Raw genomic sequence first — 26,541 nt, forward strand, 5'->3', positions numbered from 1 at the left:
TTATCGGACGATCTCTTCCACCTCAAACATATGAAAATAATTGGCTGCAATCTTCAGGGCATTCGGGCCGGGCGCCATGATAACCGCCACATCCTGGAAACTAACGTTGCCAGCTGCATGAAACCACTTACCCGCATCCGCTACAACTTTTATCTGTGATTCCTTCCCTGCGGCAACAACCAATGGCTTCGGAAATGAAAGTGTGAGCGGCTGCAATACACTGTAAGGCTTCCGGTATCCGCCGATGTGAAAGAGAAACTGATGCGAAGGCGCTTTTACAGCCGGAGACACGCCTTCCAGCTGCGCCATGATATAACCACTGTTCCAGGTCCAGAAAAGCCCGTTCTCAGGCGCCAGCACGCCTGCCTGTACACCGCTGGCGTTGCGGATACTGTCTACGCCTATCAGGAAACGTATCCCGCTGTAATTACCTGCCGGGATATTATTGAGAACGATTTCTTTGGAAGACGGAATGGAATCATCTACCAGGAAGTAGTTGGGTGGTAACCGGAGCTCTTTGCCGTCAGTTGTGAGAAGGGAGAAATTACTGAGATAATAACGGAAACGTGTAATCGTAAATGTTTCGCCGGAAGCATTGGTATACACGGAATCCCGGCGTACCAGCGGCTTACCGTCCACAAGGTGCCTGACCGATAACCGGAGAGCAGTATGCGGCGGATCTCCCGCTGTAGCTGGCAGCAGGCTGCTGCAACACATCAGCAGGCAACACAAAAGGATTTTTTTATTCAGAGATGTAGTTATTTAGCTATTTTCAAATGTGGCGGAGATTGATATTTGTTGTTTAACATTACATGAGTCTCCGCTGCATTTAAAAATAGCTAAATAACTACATATCTGAATAAAAAAATCACCTGCGATAGCCTTTCCAGCCGTAATAGAATACGATCATGAAACAGAACAGCGGAATGCTGTAGGCGGCGGCAACGGATTTCCATTCTGTCAGAACACCCATCAGGTAGGGCACACAGGCGCCACCCACTATAGACATAATCTGGAACGAAGCTCCTTCTTTGGTATGCTTACCCAACCCTTTCACACCCAGTGCAAAAATGGTCGGAAACATGATCGACATAAAAAAGAAAACCGCTATCAGCGCATATACGGACGGCGCGCCACTACCCATCATCACAAAGGCACACAGCACCACATTGATCAGTGCATAAACAGCCAGCAGCTTATTGGGCGCTATCGTGCGCATCAGCGCAGTGCCCACAAAACGGCCCACAAGGAACAACACCATTGCCGCAGACAAGAGATAAGCGGCCTTTGCATTGGAAGTACCTTGCCAGTATTCCGTTACATAGTTGATGAACAACGCGCCCACACCTACTTGTGCGGCCACATAAAAGAACTGCGCTACCACGCCCAGCACAAAGTGCCTGTGTGCAAACAGCGGCTTGTCTTCTTTTATCGTGATGCTTCCCAGCAGATCTGTTTCATCTGCGATTACTTCTTCCGCTTCCTGTATCTCCGGTAGTTTCGTTTTATAGAAGAATGCCGCTATCAACAGTACCACACAACCAATAACAAGGTAGGTAACCTGCACCGACGACAGATCTTCGCTGCCCTGTCCGAAGAAGAGAGCACCACCAATCACAGGACCGAGGAATGAACCAAGCCCGTTGAAACATTGCGACAAGTTGAGACGCTGCTCAGATGTTTCCCGCGCACCCAATACCGTTACATACGGATTGGCTGCGGTTTCCAGACAAGCCAGCCCACATGCAAGTATGAACAGCGATACCAGGAAGAAATCAAAACTCAGCGCGCGTGCTGACGGATAGAAAAGGAATGCGCCCGCTGCATACAATAGCAGCCCCAGGATGATCCCTTTCTTGTATCCAAACTTTTTCATGAACATCCCCGCCGGTAGTGCCATGATGAAATATGCCCCGAAATAAGCCCCCTGTAATAAAGTGGAACGCTTGGGTGTAATGTTCAGTACAACCTGGAAATGTTTGTTCAGTACATCCAGCAGCCCATAGGCAAGGCCCCATAAAAAGAAAAGACTGGTTACCAGGATAAACGGAAACAGGTAACTGCCAGAGCTGTTATCTGCTTTGGTGCTGGCATAGGTAGAATTGCTTACTGCGCCTCCGGCCATAACGAGGATTTTAATTTTTCAAATGAATAAAACGTATCAGTGTACAGGCAATTCCTAACTAATGGATCTGTCGAGGTGTGTGTAGCCTCCGTCAACGAATAAAATTTGTCCGGTTGTATGTGAAGACCTTGAAGACAACAGGAATACAGTAGTATTAGCTATTTCCTCAGATGTAGTCATCCTTTTTTCGAATGGAATCTTTGATGTGATCGACGCCAGTTTCTCCTGCGGATTGGGCAGGGTGTTGATCCATGTTTCGTACAGCGGCGTCCACACTTCAGCGGGGATCACCGTATTCACGCGAACGGAATACGGCAGCAGCTCCACAGCCCATTCCCTGGTGAGCGCATTGATAGCGCCTTTGGAGGCTGCATAGCCGGAAGTATTACCCTGTCCGGTAGTAGCTACTTTAGAACCGATGTTCACAATATTGCCTTTGGTGGCCTTCAGGTGAGGCAGCGCATAATGCGCCAGGTTGTAGTAGTGCGACAGGTTATGCTGCAGCGATTGCATAAATTTCTCCGGGTTGCCGCTTTCGAGGCCCACGCCGTCATTAGCACCTGCATTGTTCACCAGCCCGTCTATCTTACCATATTTCTCCACGGTGGCTGTTATCACTTTCTTACAGTCTTCCACATTTCCCAGCTCAGCTGTTATCGCCAGCGCTTTTCCGCCGGTAGCTTCAATTTCACTAACAGCCTTCTCATTATCGGCCTGGCTTCTTCCTGCAATCACCACAATACCGCCTTCTGCTGCTATCAGTTTGGAAATGGCTCCGCCTATACCTTTAGCACCGCCGGTAACAATAATCACTTTTCCCTGTAATCCTAAATCCATATGGTATTTTAATTTTTACAATTGATAGAATGCGATGGCATTGCCACCCATAATTTGTTGCTGCTCTGCAGCCGATAATCTGCTGATGTAATCCGTTACGAGATGCTTTACTTCCTGGTATTCCGCTGCGAGCAGGCATACCGGCCAGTCTGAACCGAACATCAGCCTGTTGGCGCCAAATGCTTCCAGTGCTACATCCAGGTAAGGTATGAAGTGCGCCGGCTCCCAGTGCTGCCAGTCGGCCTCTGTAACCAGTCCGCTCAACTTGCAGTACACATTCGGAGATTGAGCGATACTACGCATCTGCGCAGCCCATTCGTCAATATCTCCTGTTTTGAAATACGGCTTGGCCAGGTGATCTACCACCAGCCGTTGTTCCGGGAACTGTTTTACAAATGTTACCGTGGCGTCTAACTGTTTCGGAAATACAAGAAGATCGTAGGTGAAGCCATGTTTCGCCAATGCCCCGATACCGCGGCAGAAGGCTTCACCCAACAGGAAACGCTCATCGCGTTCGCCTTGCACAATATGTCTGAACCCTTTCAGCCTGGAAGTACCCGCATAGGCCAACAACTGCGCTTCTATATCGTCGGCACGAAGATCTACCCATCCCACCACGCCTTTAATGAAATCGTACTTGTCCGCCAGTGAGAGCAGAAAGGCTGTTTCCGCCGGCGACTGATCCGCCTGCACGGCCACACATCCATCCACTCCATTGGCCTTCAGTACAGGCTCCAGGTGTTCCGGGAAGAAGTCGCCCTGTATCACCTGCATGGTATCATCTATCCATGCATCGCGCACGGGATCGTATTTCCAGAAATGCTGATGGGAATCAATTATCATAACCTGGTGGTTGTTTATATGTGGGATTTTGGTATTTAGGATTTTTGGTATTTAGGATTTTTTGAATGCAGCGGAGATTAATAATTGTTGTTTAAAATAATTATATCAAAAAAATCTCTGCTGCATTCAAAAATTCCTAAATACCAAAATCAATAAATACCAAAATCCCACTTTACAATGCGAATATTTTATCCATAATGATCCACTTCTCTCCTGGTTTGGCTACGGGCAATGCCTGCTGGTATTTCCACATCAGCTGCTCCCATTCCTGTACTTTAGGATTGGTGGCATCCATAGCGCCTTTGCGCTCAAAAGAGAAGGTGTCGTTCACTTCCATGATCATAAACAAGCGGTTGCCGGCGCGATATATTTCCATGCCGGTAATGCCGCCGTCTGTGATGCTTTTCTTTATCTCAGGCCATACATCGCGATGATAAGCTTCATATTCGCTTATCAGCTGCGGATCGTCCACGAGGTCCAGTGCCAGGCAATATCTCTTCATAATGATTATTTATAAGCTACTGCTGTTTGTTTGGAAGTACCGAGGCCATCGATGCCCAGCTCAATCACGTCGCCTTCTTTGATATATACCTGCGGGTTCATGCCAAGGCCCACACCGGCAGGCGTACCTGTAGAAATTACGTCGCCCGGGAGCAGGGTCATAAACTGACTGAGGTAAGATACCAGGAAAGGCACACGGAAAATGAAGTTGGAGGTGTTGCCGTCCTGCATGGTTTTGCCATTAACAGTAAGCCACAGCCGAAGGTTGTCTATGTTGCTGATCTCATCTTTAGTAGCAATCCAGGGACCAAGCGGGGCAAAGGTGTCGCAGCTTTTGCCTTTCACCCATTGTCCGCCTCTTTCTATCTGGAAGGCTCTTTCGCTGTAGTCGTTGTGCAGGCAGTAACCGGCCACGTAGTCCAGCGCGTCTTTTTCTTCCACATAGCTGGCCTTCTTACCAATCACCACGGCAAGCTCCACTTCCCAGTCTGTTTTTTCACTGTTGCGGGGAATAACCAGGTTATCATTGGGCCCTGCCAGAGCAGAAGTGCTTTTGAAAAATACGATCGGTTCAGCAGGGATCTGCGCACCGGTTTCGCGGGCATGATCTGCATAATTAAGGCCAATGCAGATGATCTTTGAAGGACGTTGCAGTGGTGCTCCCAGTCGCACACCGACAGGTACCTGCGGGCATTGTGCACCGTTCTGCGCCCACCACCGGGAGAGGCGTTCCAGGCCATTGGTCTCAAAAAATTTCTCTCCGTAATCTTCGCCGAAGGCGCTCACATCAAACATCCCATTGGCAGTAACCACACCCGGCTTTTCTTCTCCCGGTAAACCAAACCTGATCAGTTTCATTTAATTATTTTTAATAGTGTTCTTTAATCTTTTTTGATCTCTTTCAGCGTATGCACCTGCAATCTTCCGTTCTCTACTTTCATATCAATGAAAGGCTCCGCTTTGCCATCCTTGATAAGGGAGAAGAACACATGATCATCCTGTGCTGTCTGCTGGATAGTAGGTGCATATCCTTTAGGAACCGGCATGAACATACTTTTACGGACACCCCCAAATTCCACATAAAGCTCTACGCTGTCTGCTGCTGCATTCGGCCTGATTTCCGCAATGAAGTCCGCCAGAATCTTGCCTGACTGGATACCTTTGCTGTACTTGTTTACAGGCTTGCCTGCAGAAGATACCTTGCCTAATCCCATGGTGTTTTCCATGTACTTCCAGATACGCTCCGGCGGCGAAGTAGCCCAGAGAATCTTGAGATCTCCGCTGGCTTCCTGGCTGGCATGGTAATACCTTACAGTGTGGTTAGGCTTCAACACGCCAATGTAGGCACTGTTGGGCTCATCCCACAGAACACGGTACAGGTCGGCATCTGCAGCATCTTTCAGAATAGCCTGTTCGAATGATTTTTCCTTTTTCAGATCTTTTATCTGAAAATTAATGGTGATCTCTGAAGTATCCTTATCCTTTTTGGAAATGGAGACTGACACAGAGCCTGCTGGTGTAGCGGGTTTCAGCTCTTCCGTTTTGCTTTGGTCCGCAGTTTTGTCGGCAGCGCTGTTACCTGAATTGCAGGCAGCCAGTCCGAATACTGCCAGGATAAGCCATACGCGAAAATGTTGCATGATAGTAAGTACTAGTAAAGATGAATGAATAGTCGAAAGATAAATACTTTCATTCATTTTTAAGGCATTAGCTTTTAGTCCTGAAGGCTAAAAACTAATTATTCAATCGGATAAAACCGCCGTCAATCGGATAATCACAGCCAGTAATAAACCCTGCTTCATCAGAGCAGAGATAGAGTGCCAGGTTGCCCACTTCCACAGGTTTAGCCATACGGCCAATCGGCTGGGTCTTACTGAGCTTTTCAAACATCTCCGCTTCTTTGCCCGGATAGTTCTTGGCAATGAAGCCATCCACGAAAGGCGTATGCACCCTCGCCGGAGACACACAGTTACAGCGGATATTGCTGCCCAGGTAATCTTTAGCCACGGATAAGGTCATGGTCAGTACAGCTCCCTTGCTCATAGAGTAAGCCAGCCTGTCTGGTATACCCACACTGGATGCGATAGACGCTATATTGAGGATCACACCACCACCCTGCTCTTTCATCTGTTTTATTACGGCATACATGCAATTGTAGGTGCCTTTCACATTCACCTGGTATACCCTGTCGAAATCCTGTTCTGCTGTGTTCTCCAGGTTGCCTACGTGAGCGATGCCCGCGCAGTTCACCAGGATGTCCACCTTACCGGCTGTTTTTACGATGTTGTCCATCACACTGATCACTGCTGCCTGGTCGGCTACGTTGCAGGCATGTACGGTGGCCTGGCCGCCGGCTGCCTTGATCTCTTCCGCTGTACTTTTCCCGCCTTCCTCATTCAGCTCTATAATATGTACCTGTGCACCCTGTGCACCGAAGCATCTGGCTATTGCCTGTCCTATGCCGCTACCACCACCCGTGATAACCGCCACTTTGTGATCTAATCTGAACAGCTCCATATTAAAAAAATTTAAGGGTTCTAAAATACCTATTTATACATGGGTTTTGCAATTGTATTTTCACTCTATTTTATACTTTCTTGCCTAATTTTACTAAAATTCAATAATTTCCGGAAAGATTGCATGCATTTTACCATTTTTCAGCACATGAAATTACTGTCGTTACTGCCGTTGCTCTGCACCTTCGCACTGCCCTCGGCTGCCCAGCAAATCAAGCCCAATAAATACGGTCTAACAGTGATCACTACACGCCAGCAGTATAGCCAGCTCGTGAAAGCCGACAGCAACCAACAACTCATAAATCTGGAAACATTTATACCCGGCATCAGAAAAGATGTACGGTACGCTACAACAAATAATTTCACCCGGCAGCGGCTCTATAACGGCGCCGGCATATACCTCCGGCTGCCCGCTGCCAAAGCCCTCAGGAAGATACAGGAAGCATTGCAGCGAAAAGGATATGGCCTCCTCATCTATGACGCTTACCGCCCCTACCACGTCACAGAGGCTATGTTTAAAATAAAACCCAATGATCTCTACGCCGCTGACCCGCGTAAAGGCTCTGGCCACAACCGCGGCGTAGCCGTGGATCTCAGCATGGTACACCTGAAAACAGGAAAGCCCGTGGCTATGCCCACGGACTTCGACGACTTCACTTTCAAAGCGCATGAACAATACCAACCCGGCGACCCAATAGTAACGGCTAATCGTAAATTACTGCGCGATACCATGAAGCAATACGGCTTCAAAGGATCACGCACAGAATGGTGGCATTACTACCTGCCGGATTATAAGAAGTATCCGATCATGGATATGGAGATGTAAATGCAGTTAATCAAAAAAGGTATCAAACACCCTGTCCCACAGCGATGTACTCACCCCAAACCCTCTCTCTTCACTCTTGTAATGATGAAGATGATGATTACGCCATAAAGGCTTCATAAACGGGAAGGGCGGATTCCAGGCATGAATGGCATAGTGCAGGGAACCGTACAACAGGTAGCCAAGCAGAAATCCCGGAAAGAAGATAAAAGCTGCATTGTGCATAACGATGTGCATCATGCCAAACAGCAGGGAAGCAATGATCAGGCTGGGCACCGGCGGCATGAAGAGACGCTGCTTATCGCGCGGAAACTCGTGATGCGTACCGTGCAACAGGTAAGAAATCCGCTGCAACGCAGGCTTTTCACTGACAATGTGAAATACAAAGCGATGCATGATATATTCAAAGAATGTCCAGGCAAACAAAGCACCTGCAAAAACAAGCGCCATCACTGGCAGCCGGAAATGCAGGCTGCTGTAGCTGTAATACAGCATATAGGAAATAAGCGGGATATACATACCCCATATAACAAGCGGGTGTGTTTTAGTCAGCATTTCCAGGTAACGGCTCTCGAAAAGCCTGGCCTGGCCTTTATTACGGACCTTCCGTGCGGTCATGGCTGCAATAATTTTTCTGCTTCAAAAATGCTTTATTGCAGACAGACAGCGAGCAAATTTCAGCTGAACTGTAGGATTAGGTGGATGAAGTGTAGAATATATCGGAATCTCAAAATGAAAGTTACAGTTACGTACAACCCTGTTGCCCGAAATGCGGAAGGCGGGGTCTTTCTTCACTCGTTTGCCAGTAAGGGAGCTCTTCAGGCGTCATTCGATTCTCATAGGTATTAAAAGCGTATAACGGATCATCCCCACCTGAGAAGCCGGTTACGAAAGACCTCTCAGGTGGGGATGAGTGTTGAATAGGAGTATTAATACTAATAGATCTTGTTCAGCGCATCTACATATGCATTCACGGAGGCGTTCACGATGTCGGTGGAGTAACCGTAGCCATAAAATGACTGCCCGTTGTGTTTCACGCGCATATTTACCTTGCTCACGTCTTCACTACCGCCATGCATAGCCTGGATGCTGAATTCATCGAGATCAATGTCATCTTTAATGATGGCATGGATAGCGTTGATAGTAGCATTTACCGGGCCGTTGCCTGCCGCGCTGGCTTCCTTCTCTTCACCGTTGATCTTCAGCTTCACCGTAGCCATCGGACGCAGCGGATCGCCGCATACAACCTGGAGTAAAGTCACTTTAATGGCTTTATCATCGTAGTTTTTGGCGTCGCCGCTACCCATCAGTTGCAGCAGATCGGAATCGTTGATTTCTTTTTTCTTGTCAGCCATCTCCAGGAAGCGCTGATATACCTCATCGAGATTGATCTTATCCAACTTGTAACCCAGGCGCTCCAGGTGATGCTTCAGCGCATGGCGGCCACTGCGGGCCGTCAGGATGATCGCATTGGAGTTGATGCCTACATCTTCGGGATTGAGGATCTCGTAGTTCTCACGGTGTTTCAGTACGCCATCCTGGTGGATACCGGAACTGTGTGCAAAGGCGTTGCGGCCCACGATGGCCTTATTAGCCTGCACCGGCATGCGCATCATGGTTTCTACCATATTGCTCAGCTCATAGATACCTTTGGAATGGATGTTGGTATGGTATCCCAGGCTGTGGTGCGTTTTCAGGATCATCGCCACTTCCTCAAGTGAAGTGTTACCTGCACGTTCACCAATACCATTGATTGTACATTCTACCTGGCGGGCGCCGTTTATAATACCTGCAATACTGTTGGCAGTAGCCATACCAAGGTCATTATGACAGTGCACAGAAATAATAGCCTTGTCTATATTAGGCACGTGATCCGCGAGGTACTTGATCTTAGCGCCGTACTGATCAGGCAAACAGTAACCGTTCGTATCCGGAATATTCACTGTAGTGGCGCCGGCAGCAATCACTGCTTCAATCATACGGGCGAGGAATTCCACATCAGCACGGCCTGCATCTTCCGCAAAAAACTCCACATCGTCAGTGAACTTACGGGCATATTTCACAGCAGCTACCGCACGCTCAACAATCTGTTCGCGGGTGCTGTTGAATTTATGTTTGATATGTATGTCGGAAGAACCAATACCAGTATGGATACGACCGCGTTTAGCAAAGCGCAGGGCGTCTGCGGCAGCATCAATATCAGTAGTGTTGGCACGGGTGAGCGCGCAGATCACAGACTCTTTGATCACCTTGGAGATTTCCACCACACTCTGAAAATCACCCGGACTGGAGATAGGGAAACCCGCTTCGATAATGTCAACACCAAGCGCCTCCAGCTTTTTGGCAATCTCTATCTTCTCCACAGTAGTCAGCTGGCAACCAGGCACCTGTTCACCATCACGCAGGGTTGTATCGAAAACGTATACACGATTTTTATCCATGATAAATAATGTTTTTAGTGTAATGATTAATTGAGGTTCTCTAATACTTTAGCTCCCATCGCGTCGGTACCCATGATGAAATCATTAACGGTATGTTTATTGGCGATGTCCATAGTCCTGAAACCTTGTCTGAGTGTAGCTTCCACTGCTTTGATAACCCGTTGTGATTCGGTCTTCAGTCCGAAAGAAATATCCAGCATGAGGGCTGCAGAGAGAATAGAGGCCAGTGGGTTGGCAATTCCTTTACCTGCAATGTCGTGTGCAGAACCATGAATAGGCTCATAGAAACCCACTTGGTCTCCTACGGAGGCGGAGGCCAGCATGCCCATAGAGCCTGCAATCTGAGAGGCTTCGTCCGTGAGGATATCGCCAAACAGGTTACCCGTGAGTACTACATCGAAACGTTTAGGATCTTTGATCAGCTGCATGGCAGCGTTGTCAATGAACATATGTTCTGTTTCCACATCAGGATATTCCTTCGCTATTTCCTGTACCACTTCTCTCCAGAGGCGGCTTGCTTCCAGCACATTCGCTTTATCTACTGAGCAAAGCTTGCTGCGGCGGGTGCGGGCAGCTTCATAAGCCTTGCGGGCTATGCGTTCTACTTCATAACGATGATAGATCATCAGGTCAGAAGCAGTGTTTCTGTCTTCTGTTCTTTTCTTCTCTCCGAAATAAACATCACCTGTCAGTTCACGGAAGAAGAGAATATCTGCGCCGCGCAGTATCTCCGGCTTGATGCTGGAGGCCTCCAGCAGCTCGTCGAACAGCTTTATCGGGCGTAGGTTAGCATATAGTCCCAGCTCTTTCCTGATCTTGAGCAAACCCTGCTCCGGTCTTACTTTAAGCGTAGGATCATTATCGTATTTGGCATGTCCGATAGCGCCAAACAGGATAGCATCGCTGTTCTTTGCTTTCTGTAGTGTTTCATCGGGCAACGGCTCGCCGGTAGCTTCAATAGCCACATGTCCCATAATGCCTTCCTCAAAAATGAAGGTGTGGTGATAGTTTTCAGCAATTGCCGACAGTACCTTCTGTCCCCATGCCGTTACTTCCTGTCCTATCCCATCGCCGGGTATTACTAAGATTTTCTTCTCAACGCCCATAGTTCGCTTTTAGCTTTAGTAGATTAGCTTTTAAGATTAGAAATTGAAAGGTCTTGTTGTCTCGTATTTTTCGATTTCGCTGCGTAAGCTCAGCAGGTAGTCAATATCATCATAACCATTGAGCAGACATGTTTTTTTATAGGGATTGATGTCGAAGCTCTCCTGTTCACCGGTAGCCACAATCCTGATCAACTGGCTCTCCAGATCCACTTCTATCTCCGCTTTCGGATCAGTCTCAATCGCTTTGAAGATACTATCCAGGAAGTCTTCGCTCACCTGCACCGGAAGAATGAAGTTGTTGAGTGCATTGTTCTTGAAGATGTCGGCAAAGAAGCTGCTCACCACTACTTTAAAGCCATAGTCAGCAATCGCCCAGGCAGCGTGCTCGCGGGATGAACCACAACCGAAGTTTTTGCCGGCCACTAATATCTTACCGCTGTAGGTAGGATTGTTAAGAATGAAATCTGCCTTAGGTTGGTTATTGGTATCAAAACGCCAGTCACGGAAAAGGTTCTCACCGAAACCATCCCTGGTAGTCGCTTTCAGGAAGCGCGCCGGGATGATCTGGTCTGTATCGATATTTTCTATGGGTACAGGTACCGCAGCAGAAACAAGATGTTGGAATATTTTGCTCATAATAATTTTTACAGTTTAATTTTTTACAGCTGATACACGTAAACGGACATAATCAGCATACAGGTTACCATCTTCCTTCGTGAGAACCGGCGTCAGCTCCTGCTGTACCTGTTCGATAATGGAGGTGCGGTCGTTTTCCGGTATGTTGATAAAGAACAGATGACCGAACATATTCAGCCAGGTGCTGATACCTGTAGTGGGATCTTCCAGTTTTGTAGGCCGGTCAAAGAAATGAATGCGGTCTATCCTGAATCCTGCTTTTTCCAGTAGGGTAGCATATTCTGCGGGAGAAGGGAAATACCATACATCAGGACAGTCATATCCCCGCTGCTGCATAGCTCTTTTTACGGCTGACGTAATGTGCTGCACATTGCCTTTACCACCGAATTCGGCTACCAGCCTGCCTCCGGGTTTCAGGTGCACATGCATACGCTCAATAGCTTTCTCTTTCTCACGCACCCAATGCAGGGTAGCATTGGAAAAGATGGCGTCATATTGCTGTGGCAGTGCAAACGTAGTTGCGTCCGCCACTTCGAAAGATACCTGTGGATAGTGCTCCGTTGCACTGGCCACCATTTCAGCGGAAGCATCCACGCCGGTTACCTGTGCACCGCTTTCTGCCAGCTGCGCAGTCAGTTCTCCCGTGCCACAACCCAGGTCGAGGATCACCTCTCCGGTCTGCGGTTTCAGCCAGTCGATCAAACTATTTCCGTATTCAAAAACAAAGCTGTGCTTTTCCTTATATAATACTGCGTTCCACATGGATATTCAGGTTTCAGGCTTAGCCTCACTAAAGGCTAACCTTATTATTAACTCATCATTTCCCTTACGTCGGTAACCTTGCCGGTGATCGCGGCAGCCGCAGCTGTGAGCGGGCTGGCGAGGAAGGTGCGGGCATTGGGGCCCTGGCGGCCTTCAAAGTTGCGGTTGGAAGTAGAGATACAGTACATACCTGCGGGCACTTTATCTTCGTTCATACCGAGGCACGCTGAACATCCCGGCTCACGCAGCTGAAAGCCAGCTTCAGCAAAGATCTTATCGATACCTTCTGCTTTTGCCTGCGCTTCTACCTGTTTTGATCCCGGCACAATCCATACCACTACATCGTCTGCTTTGTGGCGGCCTTTCACGAAATCAGCCACGAGCCTGAGATCTTCAATACGTGAGTTGGTACAGCTGCCAATAAATACATAATCCACTTTCTTGCCGAGCAAACCACTGCCTGGCTGGAGATCCATATATTCGAGGGATTTACGGAAAGAAGGTCTTTCTTTTTCTTCCAGCTGCTCCAGTACCGGAATATGCTGGGTAACGCCCATACCCATACCTGGATTGGTGCCATAGGTAATCTGAGGTTCAATGTCCGCAGCGTCAAAAGTGAGCACTTTATCGAATTGTGCATCCGCGTCGGAATACAGTGTTTGCCAGTATTCCAGGGCTTTATCCCACTCAGCGCCCTGTGGCGCAAACTGACGGCCTTCGATATAGCTGAAGGTAGTTTCATCCGGTGCGATGAGGCCACCACGCGCACCCATTTCGATGCTCATGTTGCAGATGGTCATACGCGCTTCCATGCTGAGACCGCGGATAGCGTCTCCTGCATACTCCACGAAATAACCGGTAGCGCCGGATGCTGATATTTTAGAGATGATATAGAGGATGATGTCTTTCGAAACCACACCTGGCTTCAGTTGACCATTCACCTCTATCTTCATGCGTTTAGGCTTGTATTGCAGGATGCATTGTGTTGCAAGTACCTGTTCCACTTCGGAAGTACCGATACCAAAGGCAACTGCGCCGAATGCACCATGCGTGCTGGTGTGGCTGTCTCCGCATACGATGGTCATGCCCGGCAGCGTGATGCCCAGCTCAGGCCCGATTACGTGGACAATGCCCTGGAACGGATGACCCAGGCCATATAGCTCTACTCCAAATTCTGCGGTATTCTTGGTGAGCATCTCCACCTGGTGACGGCTGAGCGCTTCTTTAATAGGCAGGTGCTGATCCATCGTCGGTACGTTGTGATCCGCTGTCGCCCTGGTCTTCGCCGGACGAAAAACTGGTATGCTGCGTTTGCGCAAACCGTCAAACGCCTGAGGGCTCGTTACTTCATGAATAAAATGCGTGTTAATATACACTGCATCCGGATGTCCCGGCTTGCTCATCACGATGTGACTGTCCCATATCTTATCAAATAACGTTTTTCCCATCCTTTATGCTTCCTTTTTAAAATGTTTTATACCTTCAAATCTAATGGTCAATAATTAATTGCCATATCGCTAAATTTGCTTTAATTACAACTTTTAAACTACGTTGATAAACATCAATTATTTGTCTATCAACAACTTACAAGATTTTATTAACGATGCCCAACAGTCAAAGTGATGCTTTATTCATATTAATAAAAACCCTCACCAAAGCTGAAAAACGCAATTTTCAGCTGGCATTCAACAAAAACAATACGAAAGAAGACGTATTATTTATCCAGCTTTTCACTACGCTGGACAAAATGAAGGATTATAATGAAGAGCAGATCCTGAAGAAAGTTCCTGACCTGAAGAAACAGCAGCTTTCCAATGTAAAAGCTCATCTGTATAAACACCTCCTCTCCAGCCTGCGGCAATTGCACAAGCAGCGCGATCCGCTGATAGATCTCCGCGAGCAGCTGGATCATGCCCGCGTGTTATATAATAAAGGATTGTATAACCAGAGCCTGAAAATACTGGCCAGAGCCAAAATCGCTGCGCTGGCGCAGGCGGAAGTGATGCTGGGATATGAGATCGTGGAGTTTGAGAAGCTGATAGAGTCAAGACATATCACCCGCAGCCTGGAAAACCGTGCAGAAGCCCTCAGTACAGAGTCCAGGCAGATAGAGCAACAGCTCACCAACATCAGCCGTCTCTCTACCTTATCGCTCCGCATGTATGGCCTGTACCTCAAAATGGGCCACGCACGCAACGAACGCGATGCCGAGATGGTAAAGTCATTCTTTGAAAGCCAGCTGCCGGAACTTACCCATGCAGAAATGAGCTTTTATGAGAAAGCCTACATGTTCCAGGCCTCCTGCTGGTATTACTACATCCTGCAGGATTTCCTGATGTACTACCGCTATACGCAGAAATGGGTGGATCTCTTCAAAAAATACCCCTCCCTGCAACAAACGGATATGGACCTGTATATCAAAGCACAGCATAACCTGCTGACCGCACATTTCTATACATCCAACTTCGAAAAGTTCAAATCAGCGCTCTGTGACCTGGAACTCTTTATCAGAACCAACCAGGAGAACTTCCATGAAAATACGCGCACATCGGCATTTGTATACCTATACACAGCCAAGATAAACCGCTACTTCCTGGAGGGCACGTTCACAGAGGGTCTGGCTATGGTGCCTGAACTGGAAACAGAAATCAGTAATCATACCCTGAAGATAGACCAACACCGTGTACTGGTGTTCTATTATAAGATCGCCTGTCTTTACTTTGGTAGCGGCGACAACAGCAAAGCCATCATCTACCTCAACAAGATCATCAACCTGAAAATCGGTAACCTCCGGGCAGATATACAGTGCTTTGCCCGCATTCTCCACCTGATAGCGCATTATGAGCTGGAAAACTATAGCCTGGTAGAATATCTCATCAAATCAGTCTATCACTTCATCTCCAAACACAAAGATCTTGGGCTGGTGATGGAAGAGATCATGAAGTTCCTGCGCAAATACATTTACGCTAATCCCAAAGAGCTGCGCAATGCCTTTGTGGACCTAAAGGACAGGCTGGTGCATATTTCTGAAGATCCTTACGAACGCAGGTCATTCCTCTACCTGGATATTATCTCATGGCTGGAAAGCAAAATTGAAATGATCCCTGTACAGGAAGTGATACACAGAAAATTTGTAAACAAGGAAAAGAGGATTTAATCAGGATTGCTTACTTTTCCACTACGACAACAGGTTAAACGACACCACCACAATGGTGATGCTCACGCATATCAACGCCACGAGGAAAGTATAATCAGCCACCATTTCCAGTCGCTCACTCCGGGCTGGCCGTGTGCTCCTCATAGAAAGAAAAGAGAGCAGACAGCTGGCCATCAGCAATATGGCGGCAACCCCTGTAATGTCGTCGATGATAGTGACATTACTGAAATGCGCTACTTTGATAGAGGTGAGCACAATAAGGCAGAAACCCAGCAGGTTGGTGGAGGTGTTTAAAATATGCGGCGATTTGCTGTCGTTTGCCATGGGTAATATTTTCTGTATGCAGTTTACATTACAGCGGGGAAATCTGCAAATCCAAACGTCACTTTTAACATCTCTATAAGCTACAGATCCGGATCTACATATGGTTCGTATGTGCGGTACTTCCGGAAGAAGATCAGTGCGGCGAGGGCTTGCATCAGGGCCACTGCCAGCCATTGCTTACTGTCCAGCACCAGGAACAGCACAATGAAAGAGGTCAGTAACGCATAGCGTATATGCTTCTCCGGCGAGACTTTCGGGAAGTACAGTATGCAGCGGAACAGTATCAGGAGCGACAATGCCGTTGCAAAAACGGTGAGCAGACCGTAAACCGTTGTTTTCGCGTAAGCATTAGCAGTAATCATGATAATCTCCGGAAGAAATAACAGCAGGTAGATAGTTATCTGCCTTATATAAATCCGCAGCAGCGGCACAGGCAGGTTATCCATGAAACTGAGATAAGTATCATCGAATGCACGGTGGTGTACCATCAGTTGCATGTGCAGCAGTACGCAAAGCATCACGCCTATCTGCAATCCGCGCAGATCGAAATAGTCTCCCTGCATCATAAGGAAGAAGGTGATCCAGAGTACGCCCACTGAAAACAGTTTGGTACTGAACAACCGCCTCGGATAATTGATCGTCAGTTCGCTTATAAAAAACAACAGCGGCGGTCTGGTAAAATGCCGGTTGATCCAGCGTCGCAGGCTGCCGGTGAAGAACAACACATCGGGCTGTGATAACTTCCTTTCATATAACGTCAACGGCCACACGCACATCAGTAGGTTGAACACGATGATGATAATCCCCTTAAAATATTCCCGGAACCAACAGGCAACAATAGTAGCAAAAGCGGCATACACCAGCAATGGCAGGTAGATAGAAACCTGAATGCCGATCCACTCCCGGATACGCCGTTCGCGGTTCATACTGCCCATGGTGGAATACAGGAATTCATAGCCCTGTTGTTGCAGCACCTTCAGCACGAAACCGGTACATTTCAATGCATACAAGGCCCACAGGAGCAGTACCAGTCCGAAGAAGCCGTAACTGCCCAGGAAGCCGCGCACCAGCCCCAGGTGATAAGAAGCCAGGTTGCTGCTGTCCACAACGCCGAACAATAAATAAAAGATCAGGAAAAAGAAGCCAATGTTCTGGATATAGAACTGGCGTGTGAAAATCTTGTGCAATATGGCGGTGGTAGTGTGCATGCCTGTTTTGGTTGACGATCAGCTTTCGGCCAGATCACTAAATACTAACTGTTGAAAGCTGAATTCCTTTATTTTCTACGCGGAGTGTCCCTGTCAGTGTGATCATTTCGGGATCGAGCGGTTGATGGGAGGTAATGCAGAAGGAAACGCCCCTGGCGCTGTGAGAGCGGATCAGCTCATACATGATGCCCAGCGTACGGGTATCAATAGTGATGAGCGGCTCATCGAGAAGAATGAGGGCAGGGTCTCCGGTAAAAGCCAGCAGCAGGGAAAGTTTCTTGAGCATTCCACTGGAATAGCTGCTCACCGGGTTGTTCATAAAAAGATGAACGCCCATCTCTTCCCCCATTTCCATGATCTGTTTACGGTCGCCCCCTTTGGTGCCCAGGTAGAGCTCCAGGAGATCGCGGCCCGTGAGGAAAGAGGGGTACAACGGCTCCGCCTCTGCATAGTTGATCAGCCGGCGGAAGCGCACCGGGTGGTTACGGCTGCTGACATCGCCCTGGAGCACTATTTCACCTTTGAAGGGAATGAGGCCCGCCATCACCTTCATACACGTGGTTTTGCCGGCGCCGTTCTCGCCCTGCAGCCACCAGATGCCTTCCGGCAGCTCGAGGTGGGGTACATCCAGTACCGGTACATCCTGGTAACTCTTTTTTACCGCATGAAGGGCAATAACTGGTCCGGGCATACGCAAATAATTAAGGTTGTAAATATGAAAAATTAACACATATATAGGGTGCTCCCGCCCTCATTTTAACAAAAATTTCTTAACTGCATTTTTTATGCTGATGATCATCATGTTAGATTATTCAGTACAAAAAATATCCATATAAATATCTTATCCGGATAATTTTCTTCACATAAAAAACATATTACATACACACAGAAGGTGGATAGCGTGAAACATGCGCCGTCACTATATTCCAACAATGTTCACGTTCTTTTTCCACACCTGTTGAAAACTTGATTCCTCCTGCCATAACTGGTTGCTTACATTTGTAATCCTGGACGTATGGATTTTAGGATGATGCACAGCTGAGAATGACAGATAGGTAGTAAATGCAAGCCTTAAAGATTTCAGCATGCTAACCCCCACCAGAAAGACCGAGAACCTCCGACAGTACCAGATAAAAATATTAATATGAGTAACGAGAATGAAATTCTTTTAAAAGAGAACAAGGACCGCTTTGTGTTATTGCCGATCAAGTACCCTAAAGTTTGGGAGCAATATAAAAAGCATGAAGCGAGTTTCTGGACAGCAGAAGAAATAGATCTGAGCAGTGACCTGAAAGACTGGGCCGGCCTTAACGATGGTGAGCGCCACTTTATATCTCACGTACTGGCTTTCTTTGCCGCAAGCGATGGCATCGTAAATGAAAACCTGGCAGTGAACTTCATGAGCGAAGTACAGATCCCGGAAGCCCGTTGTTTCTACGGTTTCCAGATCATGATGGAAAATATCCACTCTGAAACATACGCCCTGCTGATCGATACTTATATTAAAGACCCGGTGGAAAAAGACCGCCTGTTCCATGCAATCGATACTGTTCCGGCTGTACAGAAAAAAGCCAACTGGGCGCTGCGCTGGATTGAGAACGGCACTTTTGCAGAACGTCTCGTGGCTTTCGCAGCAGTAGAAGGCATCTTCTTCAGCGGCAGCTTCTGCTCTATCTTCTGGCTGAAGAAAAGAGGACTGATGCCCGGCCTGACCTTCTCCAATGAACTGATCAGCCGTGACGAAGGTCTCCATTGCGAATTTGCCTGCCTCCTCTACAGCATGCTGGAAAACCAACTGAGTGAACAACAGGTACATCAGATCATCACCGAAGCCGTAGCTTTTGAAAAAGAATTTATCACCGAAGCGCTGCCGGTAGACCTTATCGGTATGAACAGCCGCCTGATGGCCCAATACATTGAGTTTGTGGCCGACAGATGGGTGAGCGAGCTCGGCTATTCGAAAATATTCAATGCGTCTAATCCCTTTGATTTCATGGAAATGATCTCCTTACAGGGTAAGACCAACTTCTTTGAAAAACGTGTGGGCGATTATCAGAAGTCAGGTGTAATGGGTGGCAGCAAGGAATCGCAGACATTCAGCCTGGAAGAAGATTTCTAAAAACAACTCTCCCGCCTGACGGGAAGAGACTGAAAAACTATTTACTAACCGCTAACGCTGCTGGCTAAATGCCAACAGCCTATAGCAAAATTCACTGACCCATGTTCGTAATCAAAAGAGATGGCAGAAAAGAAGCGGTAAAATTCGATAAAATTACCGCCCGTATTGAGAAACTCTGTTATGGTTTTAATACCGAATATGTTGATGCGATAGACGTTGCGAAGAAAGTGATCCAGGGACTATACGACGGTGTTACCACTTCCGAACTGGATAACCTGGCCGCCGAAACAGCTGCATCCCTGACTACCAAACACCCTGACTATGCCCTGCTGGCTTCCCGCATTGCAGTGAGCAACCTCCATAAGAATACAGAAAAGTCATTCTCCAAAACAATGACCAAACTGTATGAATACATCGATCCGAAAACCGGCAAATCTGCCGCCCTGTTATCTGACGAAGTATATGACATCATCAGGGACAATGCCGAAATACTGGACTCCACTATCATCTACGACCGTGACTTTGCTTTTGACTACTTCGGTTTCAAAACACTGGAACGCTCTTACCTTCTGAAAACAGAAGGCAGAGTAGTGGAACGCCCTCAACATATGTTCATGCGCGTGGCTGTAGGTATCCACAAAGAAGATATCGACGCCGCCATCAAAACGTATAACCTGATGAGTGAGCGCTGGTTCACACACGCCACTCCTACCCTGTTCAACGCAGGTACGCCCAAACCGCAGATGTCGTCCTGCTTCCTGCTCACCATGCAGGGGGACAGCATCGAAGGTATCTATGATACACTGAAACAAACCGCCAAGATCTCCCAGAGCGCCGGCGGCATCGGTCTGAGCATCCACAATATCCGCGCTACAGGTTCCTACATCAGCGGTACCAACGGTACTTCCAACGGGATCATTCCCATGCTGCGCGTATTTAATGATACCGCACGCTATGTAGACCAGGGCGGTGGTAAACGTAAAGGCGCCTTCGCTATCTATCTTGAACCATGGCATGCAGACGTATTCGAATTCCTCGACCTGCGCAAAAACCACGGTAAAGAAGAACTGCGCGCCCGTGACCTGTTCTATGCCCTCTGGGTTCCAGATCTGTTCATGAAACGCGTAGAAGCCAACGGCAACTGGTCATTGTTCTGTCCGCACGAAGCACCCGGGCTGCACGAATGCTGGGGTGAAGAGTTCGAACAGCTGTTCGAAAAATACGAACAGGAAGGCCGCGCACGCAAAACCGTTAAGGCGCAAGACCTCTGGTTCGCTATCCTCGACGCACAAATCGAAACCGGTACTCCTTACCTGCTGTATAAAGATGCGGCCAACCGCAAATCCAACCAGCAGAACCTGGGCACCATCAAAAGCTCCAATCTCTGCACAGAGATCATTGAATATACTGACGCTAACGAAGTAGCCGTATGTAACCTGGCTTCCCTGGCACTGCCTCGCTTTGTTATCGACGGACAGTTCGATCATCAGAAACTGTTTGAGGTGACCTACCAGGCTTCTATCAACCTGAACAAGATCATCGACAACAACTACTACCCCGTAGAGGAAGCACAACGCAGTAACCTGCGCCACCGCCCTATCGGCCTCGGTGTACAAGGTCTGGCAGATGCGTTTATCCTTATGCGTTATCCTTTCGAAAGCGATGAAGCCAAGAAACTGAACAGCGAAATATTTGAGACCATCTACTTCGCTGCACTCACCGCTTCCAATGACCTCGCGAAGAAAGACGGCGCCTACGAAACATTCCCCGGCTCTCCTGCTTCAAAAGGTATCCTGCAGTTTGATATGTGGGGCGTAACTCCATCTTCCCGCTGGAACTGGGAAGCGCTGAAAGCATCCGTCGTTAAAGACGGTATCCGCAACTCGCTGCTGCTGGCGCCAATGCCTACAGCATCCACTTCGCAGATCCTCGGCAACAACGAATGCTTTGAGCCTTACACTTCCAACATCTACACCCGCCGCGTACTGAGCGGTGAGTTCGTGGTAGTGAACAAGCACCTGCTGAAAGACCTCGTAGAACTGGGTCTCTGGGACAATGACATGAAAACAAAGATCATTGCCTCCAATGGTTCCATCCAGAATATAACTGAGATCCCTGCCAATATCAAGGAACTGTACAAGACAGTATGGGAAATCAAACAACGTAACCTCATCGATATGGCCGCAGACCGCGGGGCATTCATTTGCCAGTCGCAGTCCCTCAACCTGTTCGTTGATACGCCTACTACCGCCAAGCTCACTTCCATGCACTTCTACGCCTGGAAGAAAGGCCTCAAAACCGGTATGTATTACCTCCGTACACAGGCAGCTGCACAAGCTGTACAGTTTACTGTGGAAAAACAGGGCGGTCAGCAGATACAGCCTGTTGTGGCCCAGGCCTCCGGCAGCGATATATCCATCGACGATATTCCTGAAGGGGCTGTCTGCACTATGGAAGAAGGTTGCGTAACATGCAGCGCATAATACAACAGGGTTATTAAGTATAATATAGGAAGTCCCCTCCACACCGGAGGGGATTTTTTAATTTGAGGCATTGCATGACAATTTCATTTTAACGGGCTGCTATACCATTTTTCTGATTTTAAGGTTCCAAATAGATGGGCATGGTGGTTAAAGATTGGTAAGTAAAAAAGTAAATATAAACCGATTGTTATGAACTTTTATTTTGATGACTGTTATTGGCATGATTCCATCCTCGAGCATATTCCTTGATAGAAGGGAACTAGGTGAAAATGATATCGTAGAGATGATTATCGACTGGTATGAAGAGCGACCAAAGTCAAAAATAATCTTCAAAGGAGTTTGCTTATTTAAGGCAGCTATGAACTCAGGTATCCATGTAAAGGAAACTATTGACACCGCTTACATTGGTCCTGCAGATGATCCGGATTTATTACATTTTTACAAGCTTTGGAAAGGTGCTTTTGATAATGTTAACTTGTATTGCTATGTGATAAAGACAAATTCAACCGGTAGCGAAATAAAAATTTTAGCCCAGGGAGTAGAAGAAGTAGCAATTTGAAAATGGATATGAACATCTATCAACAGCAAACTCCTGAAGAAGATAGAAGAGTCAACATTATACATTATCTCCCAGGATAAAAGAATTGAAGTACTGGATAAAAAATTAAGCGAAGTACCCAGGCGTTGATTTAAACATGAATGGTCTGTCTCATAATAGAAGGCAAATCATTCATCTTTATAATCATCAGAGAAATCACAATCCCCACTCCACTGCCAGCGCATTATACTGTGCTTCCTGCAATCCCGGCTTATCATAATGTCCCGCAATTGTTTTCTGGCGCATAGCTTCATAAATACTGACTGCACAGGCTACAGATATATTTAGAGAACGGATAATACCCAGTTGCGGAATAATGAAGTTGCCGTCTGCCATGGCCCTTACGGCATCGCTTACACCATTCTGTTCATTCCCGAATACCAGCGCTACGGAGCAGGAGAAGTCGATGTTATAGAGACTGATAGAATCGGCAGCCAGGTGAGTAGTGTATATCTTATCATACTTTTCACGTACAACCTTCATACAGGCCGCTGCATCTTCAAACTGGTGGGTGGTAATCCATTTATCCGCGCTGCTGCTGCTCCGGTGTCCCCACTTCTTGCGGCGTGGCGCTTTTGTGGTAATAACATATACATCCTGGATACCAACGGCATCGCATGTACGTAATACGGCGGATACATTATGCGGGTCCTGCACATCCTCCAGCACCACAGTCAAGTTGGATTGTCGCTTGTTTAAAGCCGACATCAGCCTGTCAGTTCTTTCTGGTGTCATAATGATTATAGATTTCTTTAATACAGCAAAAGTAATTATTCCCTACCTTCACACCAATTAATCAAAAATAAGCAGAACCTATGCTCAAAAAGATCCTCAAAATTGTGTTGATCACAATAGTGGTCTTAGTATTGGCAGCAATTGCCGTCCCGTATTTCTTTAAAGATAAAATCATCGCGAAGGTAAAAACAGAACTGAACAAACGCCTTACCGCACAGGTAGACTTCAAAGACGTGGACATCAGCCTTTTCAGACACTTTCCCAGACTGGCCGTAGGACTCGAAGATCTCCAGGTCACCGGTTCCGGCGCATTTGCAGGTGACACACTGCTGGCTGTAAAACAGATCGATGTAGCCCTCGATCTTATGAGCGTGATTAAGGGAGGCAAGATGGATATATATAATATCGCACTCTCACGGCCACGTATACACGCAATTGTGAATAAAGACGGCAAACCTAACTGGGACATCATGAAACCAGATACCTCCGCCACCACGTCCACCGATACCTCCAAAACCAAATTTGCACTAAGCCTGCGCCAGTATAGTATCACAGACGCCTACGTCAGCTACGATGACCGCCAGGGCAACATGCAACTCATTGTCGATGGTCTCACCCATAAAGGGAAAGGCGACTTCACCCAGGATCAGTTCACCCTGGAAACCAGCACCAGTGCAGACGGTATTACCTTCCGCTACGGTCTCATCCCCTATCTGTCCAATGTAAAGACCATGCTGGATGCCGACATCCAGATCGACAATACCACCAGCACCTATACGCTCAAAAACAGCAAGGCTGCGATCAATAACCTGGAACTGGCCCTGCAAGGATTCTTCAAAATCGTAAACGATTCCACCTATGGTATGGACCTGAGTTTCAAAGCGCCTTCCACTGATTTCAAAGATATATTGTCATTGATACCGGTGATTTACAAGGCCGATTTCAACAAGATAAAAACCAGTGGCAATGCGGCCTTCAGCGGATACGTAAAAGGCAGATACTCTCCCGTACAGATGCCTGCCTTCGGCCTTGATCTTACTGTAAAGAATGGCTTCTTCCAGTATCCCGATCTTCCGAAGCCGGTAAAAAATATCCAGATCGCCATGAAGGTCAGCAATCCTGACGGTGTGCCTGATCATACCACAGTGGATATGCCCACCGGTCACCTCGAAATGGATAACACACCGCTGGACCTCCGCCTCCTTGTTAAAACACCGATCTCTGATCTTTACATAGACGGCGCCGCCAAAGGTAAGCTGGACCTCTCTAAGATTACCCAGTTCGTAAAACTGGAGAATGGCACCGCCCTCACCGGCCTCCTCGATGCTGACATAGCAGCCAAAGGTAACATGAGCGCCATCGAAAAGCAGCAGTACGACCGCTTCTACGCCGCTGGCACCTTACAGGTCAGTAACCTGCTCTATAAAAGCAAGGATTATCCGGATGGCGTAAAGGTGAATAACCTCTCCCTCCAGTTCAATCCTAAAAACGTAACCGTGAAAGACCTGAACGGGCAGTACCTGGGCACCAACTTCCAGGCTAATGGAGAAGTGAATAACCTCCTCGCCTATACGTTCAAAAATGCGCCACTGGACGGTAGCCTGCACTTCAAGGCTGACCAGGTGAACCTCAACAAATGGATGGGCACCACTTCCAGCACTGCGCCTGCTGCCGCCAAACAGGATACCGCCGCCGCAAAACCCTTTGCCGTTCCGGCCAATCTCAACATCAGCCTGCAAGCCGCTGTCGACAAAGTGCTCTACGACAAAGCAGAGCTTAACAATGTAAATGGCACGCTCCTCGTAAAAGATGAAACCGTAACCATGCAGCAGCTGAAAGCCAATGCTCTCCAGGGAACCATTGAAATCAATGGTAACTACAGCACCAGGCAAAGCAAAGTAAATCCGGACATCAACATCGCTTATAATGTTCAAAACCTCGATGTACAGCAGACCTTCAATACCTTCAACACGGTACAGAAACTGATGCCCATCGGGAAGTTCCTCTCTGGTAAGATCAACTCACAGCTCACCATGCACGGCAAGCTGGGCAAAGACATGAGCCCGGATCTGAGCACCCTCACCGGCGATGGTAACCTGCTGCTGATACAAGGCTTCCTGAAACAGTTTGCACCTGTAGACCAGCTGGCTAGTACCCTGAATATTACCCCGCTGAAGGATCTCTCACTGCGCGATATTAAAAACTATTTCGCCTTTGAAAATGGCCGTGTGAAAGTGAACCCTTTCAAAGTGGTGGTGAATGGCGTAAAAATGGATATTGCCGGCTCACATGGTTTTGACCAGTCGCTCGACTATACCCTACAGCTTGCCCTGCCACGTAGTCTCATGGGATCTGCCGGTAATAGCCTCGTCAATAATCTCGCGTCCCAGGCACAGCAGAAAGGGATTCCCATCAACATCGGCGACAGCGTGCATCTGCAGGTACTGATGGCGGGAAATATCCTCAAGCCATCGCTCAAAACGGACTTGAAGGAAAGTGTCAACAACCTGAAATCACAGGCCGCCACGCTCGTAAAAAATAAAATTGATACCGTTAAAAACACGGTACGCGACAGCGTGAACCAGATCAAAAACAACGCCGTAAATGCGCTGAAAAATGAACTGAAAAATCAGTTGAGTGGCAAGAAGGATTCCACCCAGCAGAGTGGAAAACCATTGGATAATATCGGCAAACAAGCCGGGGAATCCGTGAAAAACACACTCAACGGCCTCTTCGGCAAGAAAAAGAAAGCAACAGACAGCACGGGAAATCAATAATAATCCCATACTGATAATAGTACGCCTTCAGCTTTAGCATCATACTAAGGCTAAAGGCGTACCTCTTTCTATCTGGCTGGCTTTTTGCTGCAAACCCCACAATACCCCATCAGAAAATCAACAAATCACATAGAATCATTGTTAAAACCATTGTTATGCTGATAAACTTCCTGCACTCCACTTACTGTAACGCGGCACTTTTCGCCGGAGTCCTCTTCTTCATTATGGGTAACCTGATCCGGCTCTATCCCCCGAAAACCACTAAATCATGGTACGGATACCGCAGCTTCCTGTCTACCCGCAACCTTGAGATGTGGCATACCGCCAACCAGGAAGCAGCTTATATCTCAAGGCGCATCGGGGTTATACTGATACTCACCGGCATCATCTGCGCACTGGTATTTGACCGGCAAACAGATTGGTTTTTCTATATCACCGTAGGCGCAGTAGTAACCGGTGCCATGTATATGGTAGGGCATACAGAATGGCAGCTGTCGCAACACTTTGATGATAACGGCAACCGCATCTCCCCCAAAAACTAAGAGGCGCC

Annotated in this window: 25 protein-coding genes; 7 read left to right on the plus strand and 18 right to left on the minus strand. The window is 47.7% G+C overall.

What is annotated here, in order from left to right; genetic code table 11:
- From VM802_RS13910 to VM802_RS13945, 8 genes are all read right to left on the minus strand, one after another.
- Positions 1-732, minus strand: coding sequence for an MbnP family protein (locus VM802_RS13910; protein ID WP_325531445.1), 732 nt, complete (start codon positions 730-732; stop codon positions 1-3).
- Positions 733-868: 136 nt separating this feature from the next.
- Positions 869-2,125: a sugar MFS transporter gene (locus tag VM802_RS13915; RefSeq protein WP_325531447.1), complete on the minus strand. Its 1,257-nt coding sequence runs from the start codon at positions 2,123-2,125 to the stop codon at positions 869-871.
- 54 nt (positions 2,126-2,179) lie between these two features.
- Positions 2,180-2,962 (minus strand): L-fucose dehydrogenase, encoded by a 783-nt coding sequence (locus tag VM802_RS13920; RefSeq protein ID WP_325531449.1) that lies wholly within the window; start codon positions 2,960-2,962, stop codon positions 2,180-2,182.
- 15 nt (positions 2,963-2,977) lie between these two features.
- A complete protein-coding gene (locus VM802_RS13925) occupies positions 2,978-3,805 on the minus strand; it encodes an amidohydrolase family protein (protein WP_325531451.1) in 828 nt (275 codons plus the stop codon).
- Between the two features lie 172 nt (positions 3,806-3,977).
- The gene (locus tag VM802_RS13930; RefSeq protein WP_325531453.1) at positions 3,978-4,307 is read right to left on the minus strand and encodes an L-rhamnose mutarotase; all 330 of its coding nucleotides are present in this window, start codon (positions 4,305-4,307) and stop codon (positions 3,978-3,980) included.
- 5 nt (positions 4,308-4,312) lie between these two features.
- A complete protein-coding gene (locus VM802_RS13935; RefSeq protein WP_325531455.1) occupies positions 4,313-5,164 on the minus strand; it encodes a fumarylacetoacetate hydrolase family protein in 852 nt (283 codons plus the stop codon).
- A 23-nt stretch (positions 5,165-5,187) separates the two neighbouring features.
- Complete coding sequence (locus tag VM802_RS13940; RefSeq protein WP_325531457.1) at positions 5,188-6,003, minus strand: hypothetical protein; 816 nt, start codon at positions 6,001-6,003, stop codon at positions 5,188-5,190.
- 37 nt (positions 6,004-6,040) lie between these two features.
- On the minus strand, positions 6,041-6,823 hold the full coding sequence (locus VM802_RS13945; protein WP_325531459.1) for an SDR family NAD(P)-dependent oxidoreductase: 783 nt from the start codon (positions 6,821-6,823) through the stop codon (positions 6,041-6,043).
- Positions 6,824-6,970: 147 nt separating this feature from the next.
- Here VM802_RS13945 and VM802_RS13950 point away from each other — a divergent pair, with 147 nt between their 5' ends.
- Positions 6,971-7,648, plus strand: coding sequence for a M15 family metallopeptidase (locus VM802_RS13950; protein ID WP_325531461.1), 678 nt, complete (start codon positions 6,971-6,973; stop codon positions 7,646-7,648).
- Between the two features lie 6 nt (positions 7,649-7,654).
- On the opposite strand, the gene VM802_RS13955 is transcribed toward VM802_RS13950, so the two are convergent.
- The 6 genes from VM802_RS13955 to leuC all read right to left on the minus strand — a co-directional run bounded on the left by VM802_RS13955 (position 7,655) and on the right by leuC (position 14,038).
- Positions 7,655-8,263 carry a sterol desaturase family protein gene (locus tag VM802_RS13955; protein WP_325531463.1) on the minus strand — a complete coding sequence of 203 codons (609 nt, stop codon included), beginning with the start codon at positions 8,261-8,263 and terminating at the stop codon, positions 7,655-7,657.
- A 317-nt stretch (positions 8,264-8,580) separates the two neighbouring features.
- Positions 8,581-10,086 (minus strand): 2-isopropylmalate synthase, encoded by a 1,506-nt coding sequence (locus VM802_RS13960; protein ID WP_325531465.1) that lies wholly within the window; start codon positions 10,084-10,086, stop codon positions 8,581-8,583.
- A gap of 26 nt (positions 10,087-10,112) precedes the next feature.
- The gene (gene leuB / locus VM802_RS13965) at positions 10,113-11,192 is read right to left on the minus strand and encodes a 3-isopropylmalate dehydrogenase (protein WP_325531467.1); all 1,080 of its coding nucleotides are present in this window, start codon (positions 11,190-11,192) and stop codon (positions 10,113-10,115) included.
- Positions 11,193-11,228: 36 nt separating this feature from the next.
- Positions 11,229-11,828: a 3-isopropylmalate dehydratase small subunit gene (leuD, locus tag VM802_RS13970; protein ID WP_325531469.1), complete on the minus strand. Its 600-nt coding sequence runs from the start codon at positions 11,826-11,828 to the stop codon at positions 11,229-11,231.
- Positions 11,829-11,843: 15 nt separating this feature from the next.
- A complete protein-coding gene (locus tag VM802_RS13975) occupies positions 11,844-12,590 on the minus strand; it encodes a class I SAM-dependent methyltransferase (protein ID WP_325531471.1) in 747 nt (248 codons plus the stop codon).
- Positions 12,591-12,637: 47 nt separating this feature from the next.
- Complete coding sequence (gene leuC, locus VM802_RS13980) at positions 12,638-14,038, minus strand: 3-isopropylmalate dehydratase large subunit (protein WP_325531473.1); 1,401 nt, start codon at positions 14,036-14,038, stop codon at positions 12,638-12,640.
- 155 nt (positions 14,039-14,193) lie between these two features.
- On the opposite strand from leuC, the gene VM802_RS13985 reads away from it, so the two are divergent.
- Positions 14,194-15,747: a hypothetical protein gene (locus VM802_RS13985; RefSeq protein ID WP_325531475.1), complete on the plus strand. Its 1,554-nt coding sequence runs from the start codon at positions 14,194-14,196 to the stop codon at positions 15,745-15,747.
- Positions 15,748-15,768: 21 nt separating this feature from the next.
- Here VM802_RS13985 and VM802_RS13990 read toward each other — a convergent pair whose 3' ends face one another.
- The 3 genes from VM802_RS13990 to VM802_RS14000 all read right to left on the minus strand — a co-directional run bounded on the left by VM802_RS13990 (position 15,769) and on the right by VM802_RS14000 (position 17,970).
- A complete protein-coding gene (locus VM802_RS13990) occupies positions 15,769-16,071 on the minus strand; it encodes a hypothetical protein (protein ID WP_325531477.1) in 303 nt (100 codons plus the stop codon).
- A gap of 80 nt (positions 16,072-16,151) precedes the next feature.
- Positions 16,152-17,279, minus strand: coding sequence for a hypothetical protein (locus tag VM802_RS13995; protein ID WP_325531479.1), 1,128 nt, complete (start codon positions 17,277-17,279; stop codon positions 16,152-16,154).
- A gap of 37 nt (positions 17,280-17,316) precedes the next feature.
- Positions 17,317-17,970 (minus strand): ABC transporter ATP-binding protein, encoded by a 654-nt coding sequence (locus VM802_RS14000; protein WP_325531480.1) that lies wholly within the window; start codon positions 17,968-17,970, stop codon positions 17,317-17,319.
- A gap of 453 nt (positions 17,971-18,423) precedes the next feature.
- On the opposite strand from VM802_RS14000, the gene VM802_RS14005 reads away from it, so the two are divergent.
- The 3 genes from VM802_RS14005 to VM802_RS14015 all read left to right on the plus strand — a co-directional run bounded on the left by VM802_RS14005 (position 18,424) and on the right by VM802_RS14015 (position 22,440).
- The gene (locus VM802_RS14005; RefSeq protein WP_325531482.1) at positions 18,424-19,398 is read left to right on the plus strand and encodes a ribonucleoside-diphosphate reductase small subunit; all 975 of its coding nucleotides are present in this window, start codon (positions 18,424-18,426) and stop codon (positions 19,396-19,398) included.
- Positions 19,399-19,499: 101 nt separating this feature from the next.
- Positions 19,500-21,881 (plus strand): ribonucleoside-diphosphate reductase subunit alpha, encoded by a 2,382-nt coding sequence (locus VM802_RS14010; RefSeq protein WP_325531484.1) that lies wholly within the window; start codon positions 19,500-19,502, stop codon positions 21,879-21,881.
- A 205-nt stretch (positions 21,882-22,086) separates the two neighbouring features.
- Positions 22,087-22,440, plus strand: coding sequence for a hypothetical protein (locus VM802_RS14015; protein WP_325531486.1), 354 nt, complete (start codon positions 22,087-22,089; stop codon positions 22,438-22,440).
- Between the two features lie 195 nt (positions 22,441-22,635).
- On the opposite strand, the gene VM802_RS14020 is transcribed toward VM802_RS14015, so the two are convergent.
- Positions 22,636-23,214 carry a TrmH family RNA methyltransferase gene (locus tag VM802_RS14020; RefSeq protein WP_325531488.1) on the minus strand — a complete coding sequence of 193 codons (579 nt, stop codon included), beginning with the start codon at positions 23,212-23,214 and terminating at the stop codon, positions 22,636-22,638.
- Between the two features lie 80 nt (positions 23,215-23,294).
- On the opposite strand from VM802_RS14020, the gene VM802_RS14025 reads away from it, so the two are divergent.
- Positions 23,295-25,991, plus strand: coding sequence for an AsmA-like C-terminal region-containing protein (locus VM802_RS14025; protein WP_325531490.1), 2,697 nt, complete (start codon positions 23,295-23,297; stop codon positions 25,989-25,991).
- A 155-nt stretch (positions 25,992-26,146) separates the two neighbouring features.
- The gene (locus tag VM802_RS14030; RefSeq protein WP_325531492.1) at positions 26,147-26,533 is read left to right on the plus strand and encodes an SdpI family protein; all 387 of its coding nucleotides are present in this window, start codon (positions 26,147-26,149) and stop codon (positions 26,531-26,533) included.
- The last annotated feature ends 8 nt before the right edge of the window (positions 26,534-26,541 follow it).

The organism is Chitinophaga sp., assembly GCF_035538455.1.
Classification (GTDB): Bacteria; Bacteroidota; Bacteroidia; order Chitinophagales; family Chitinophagaceae; genus Chitinophaga.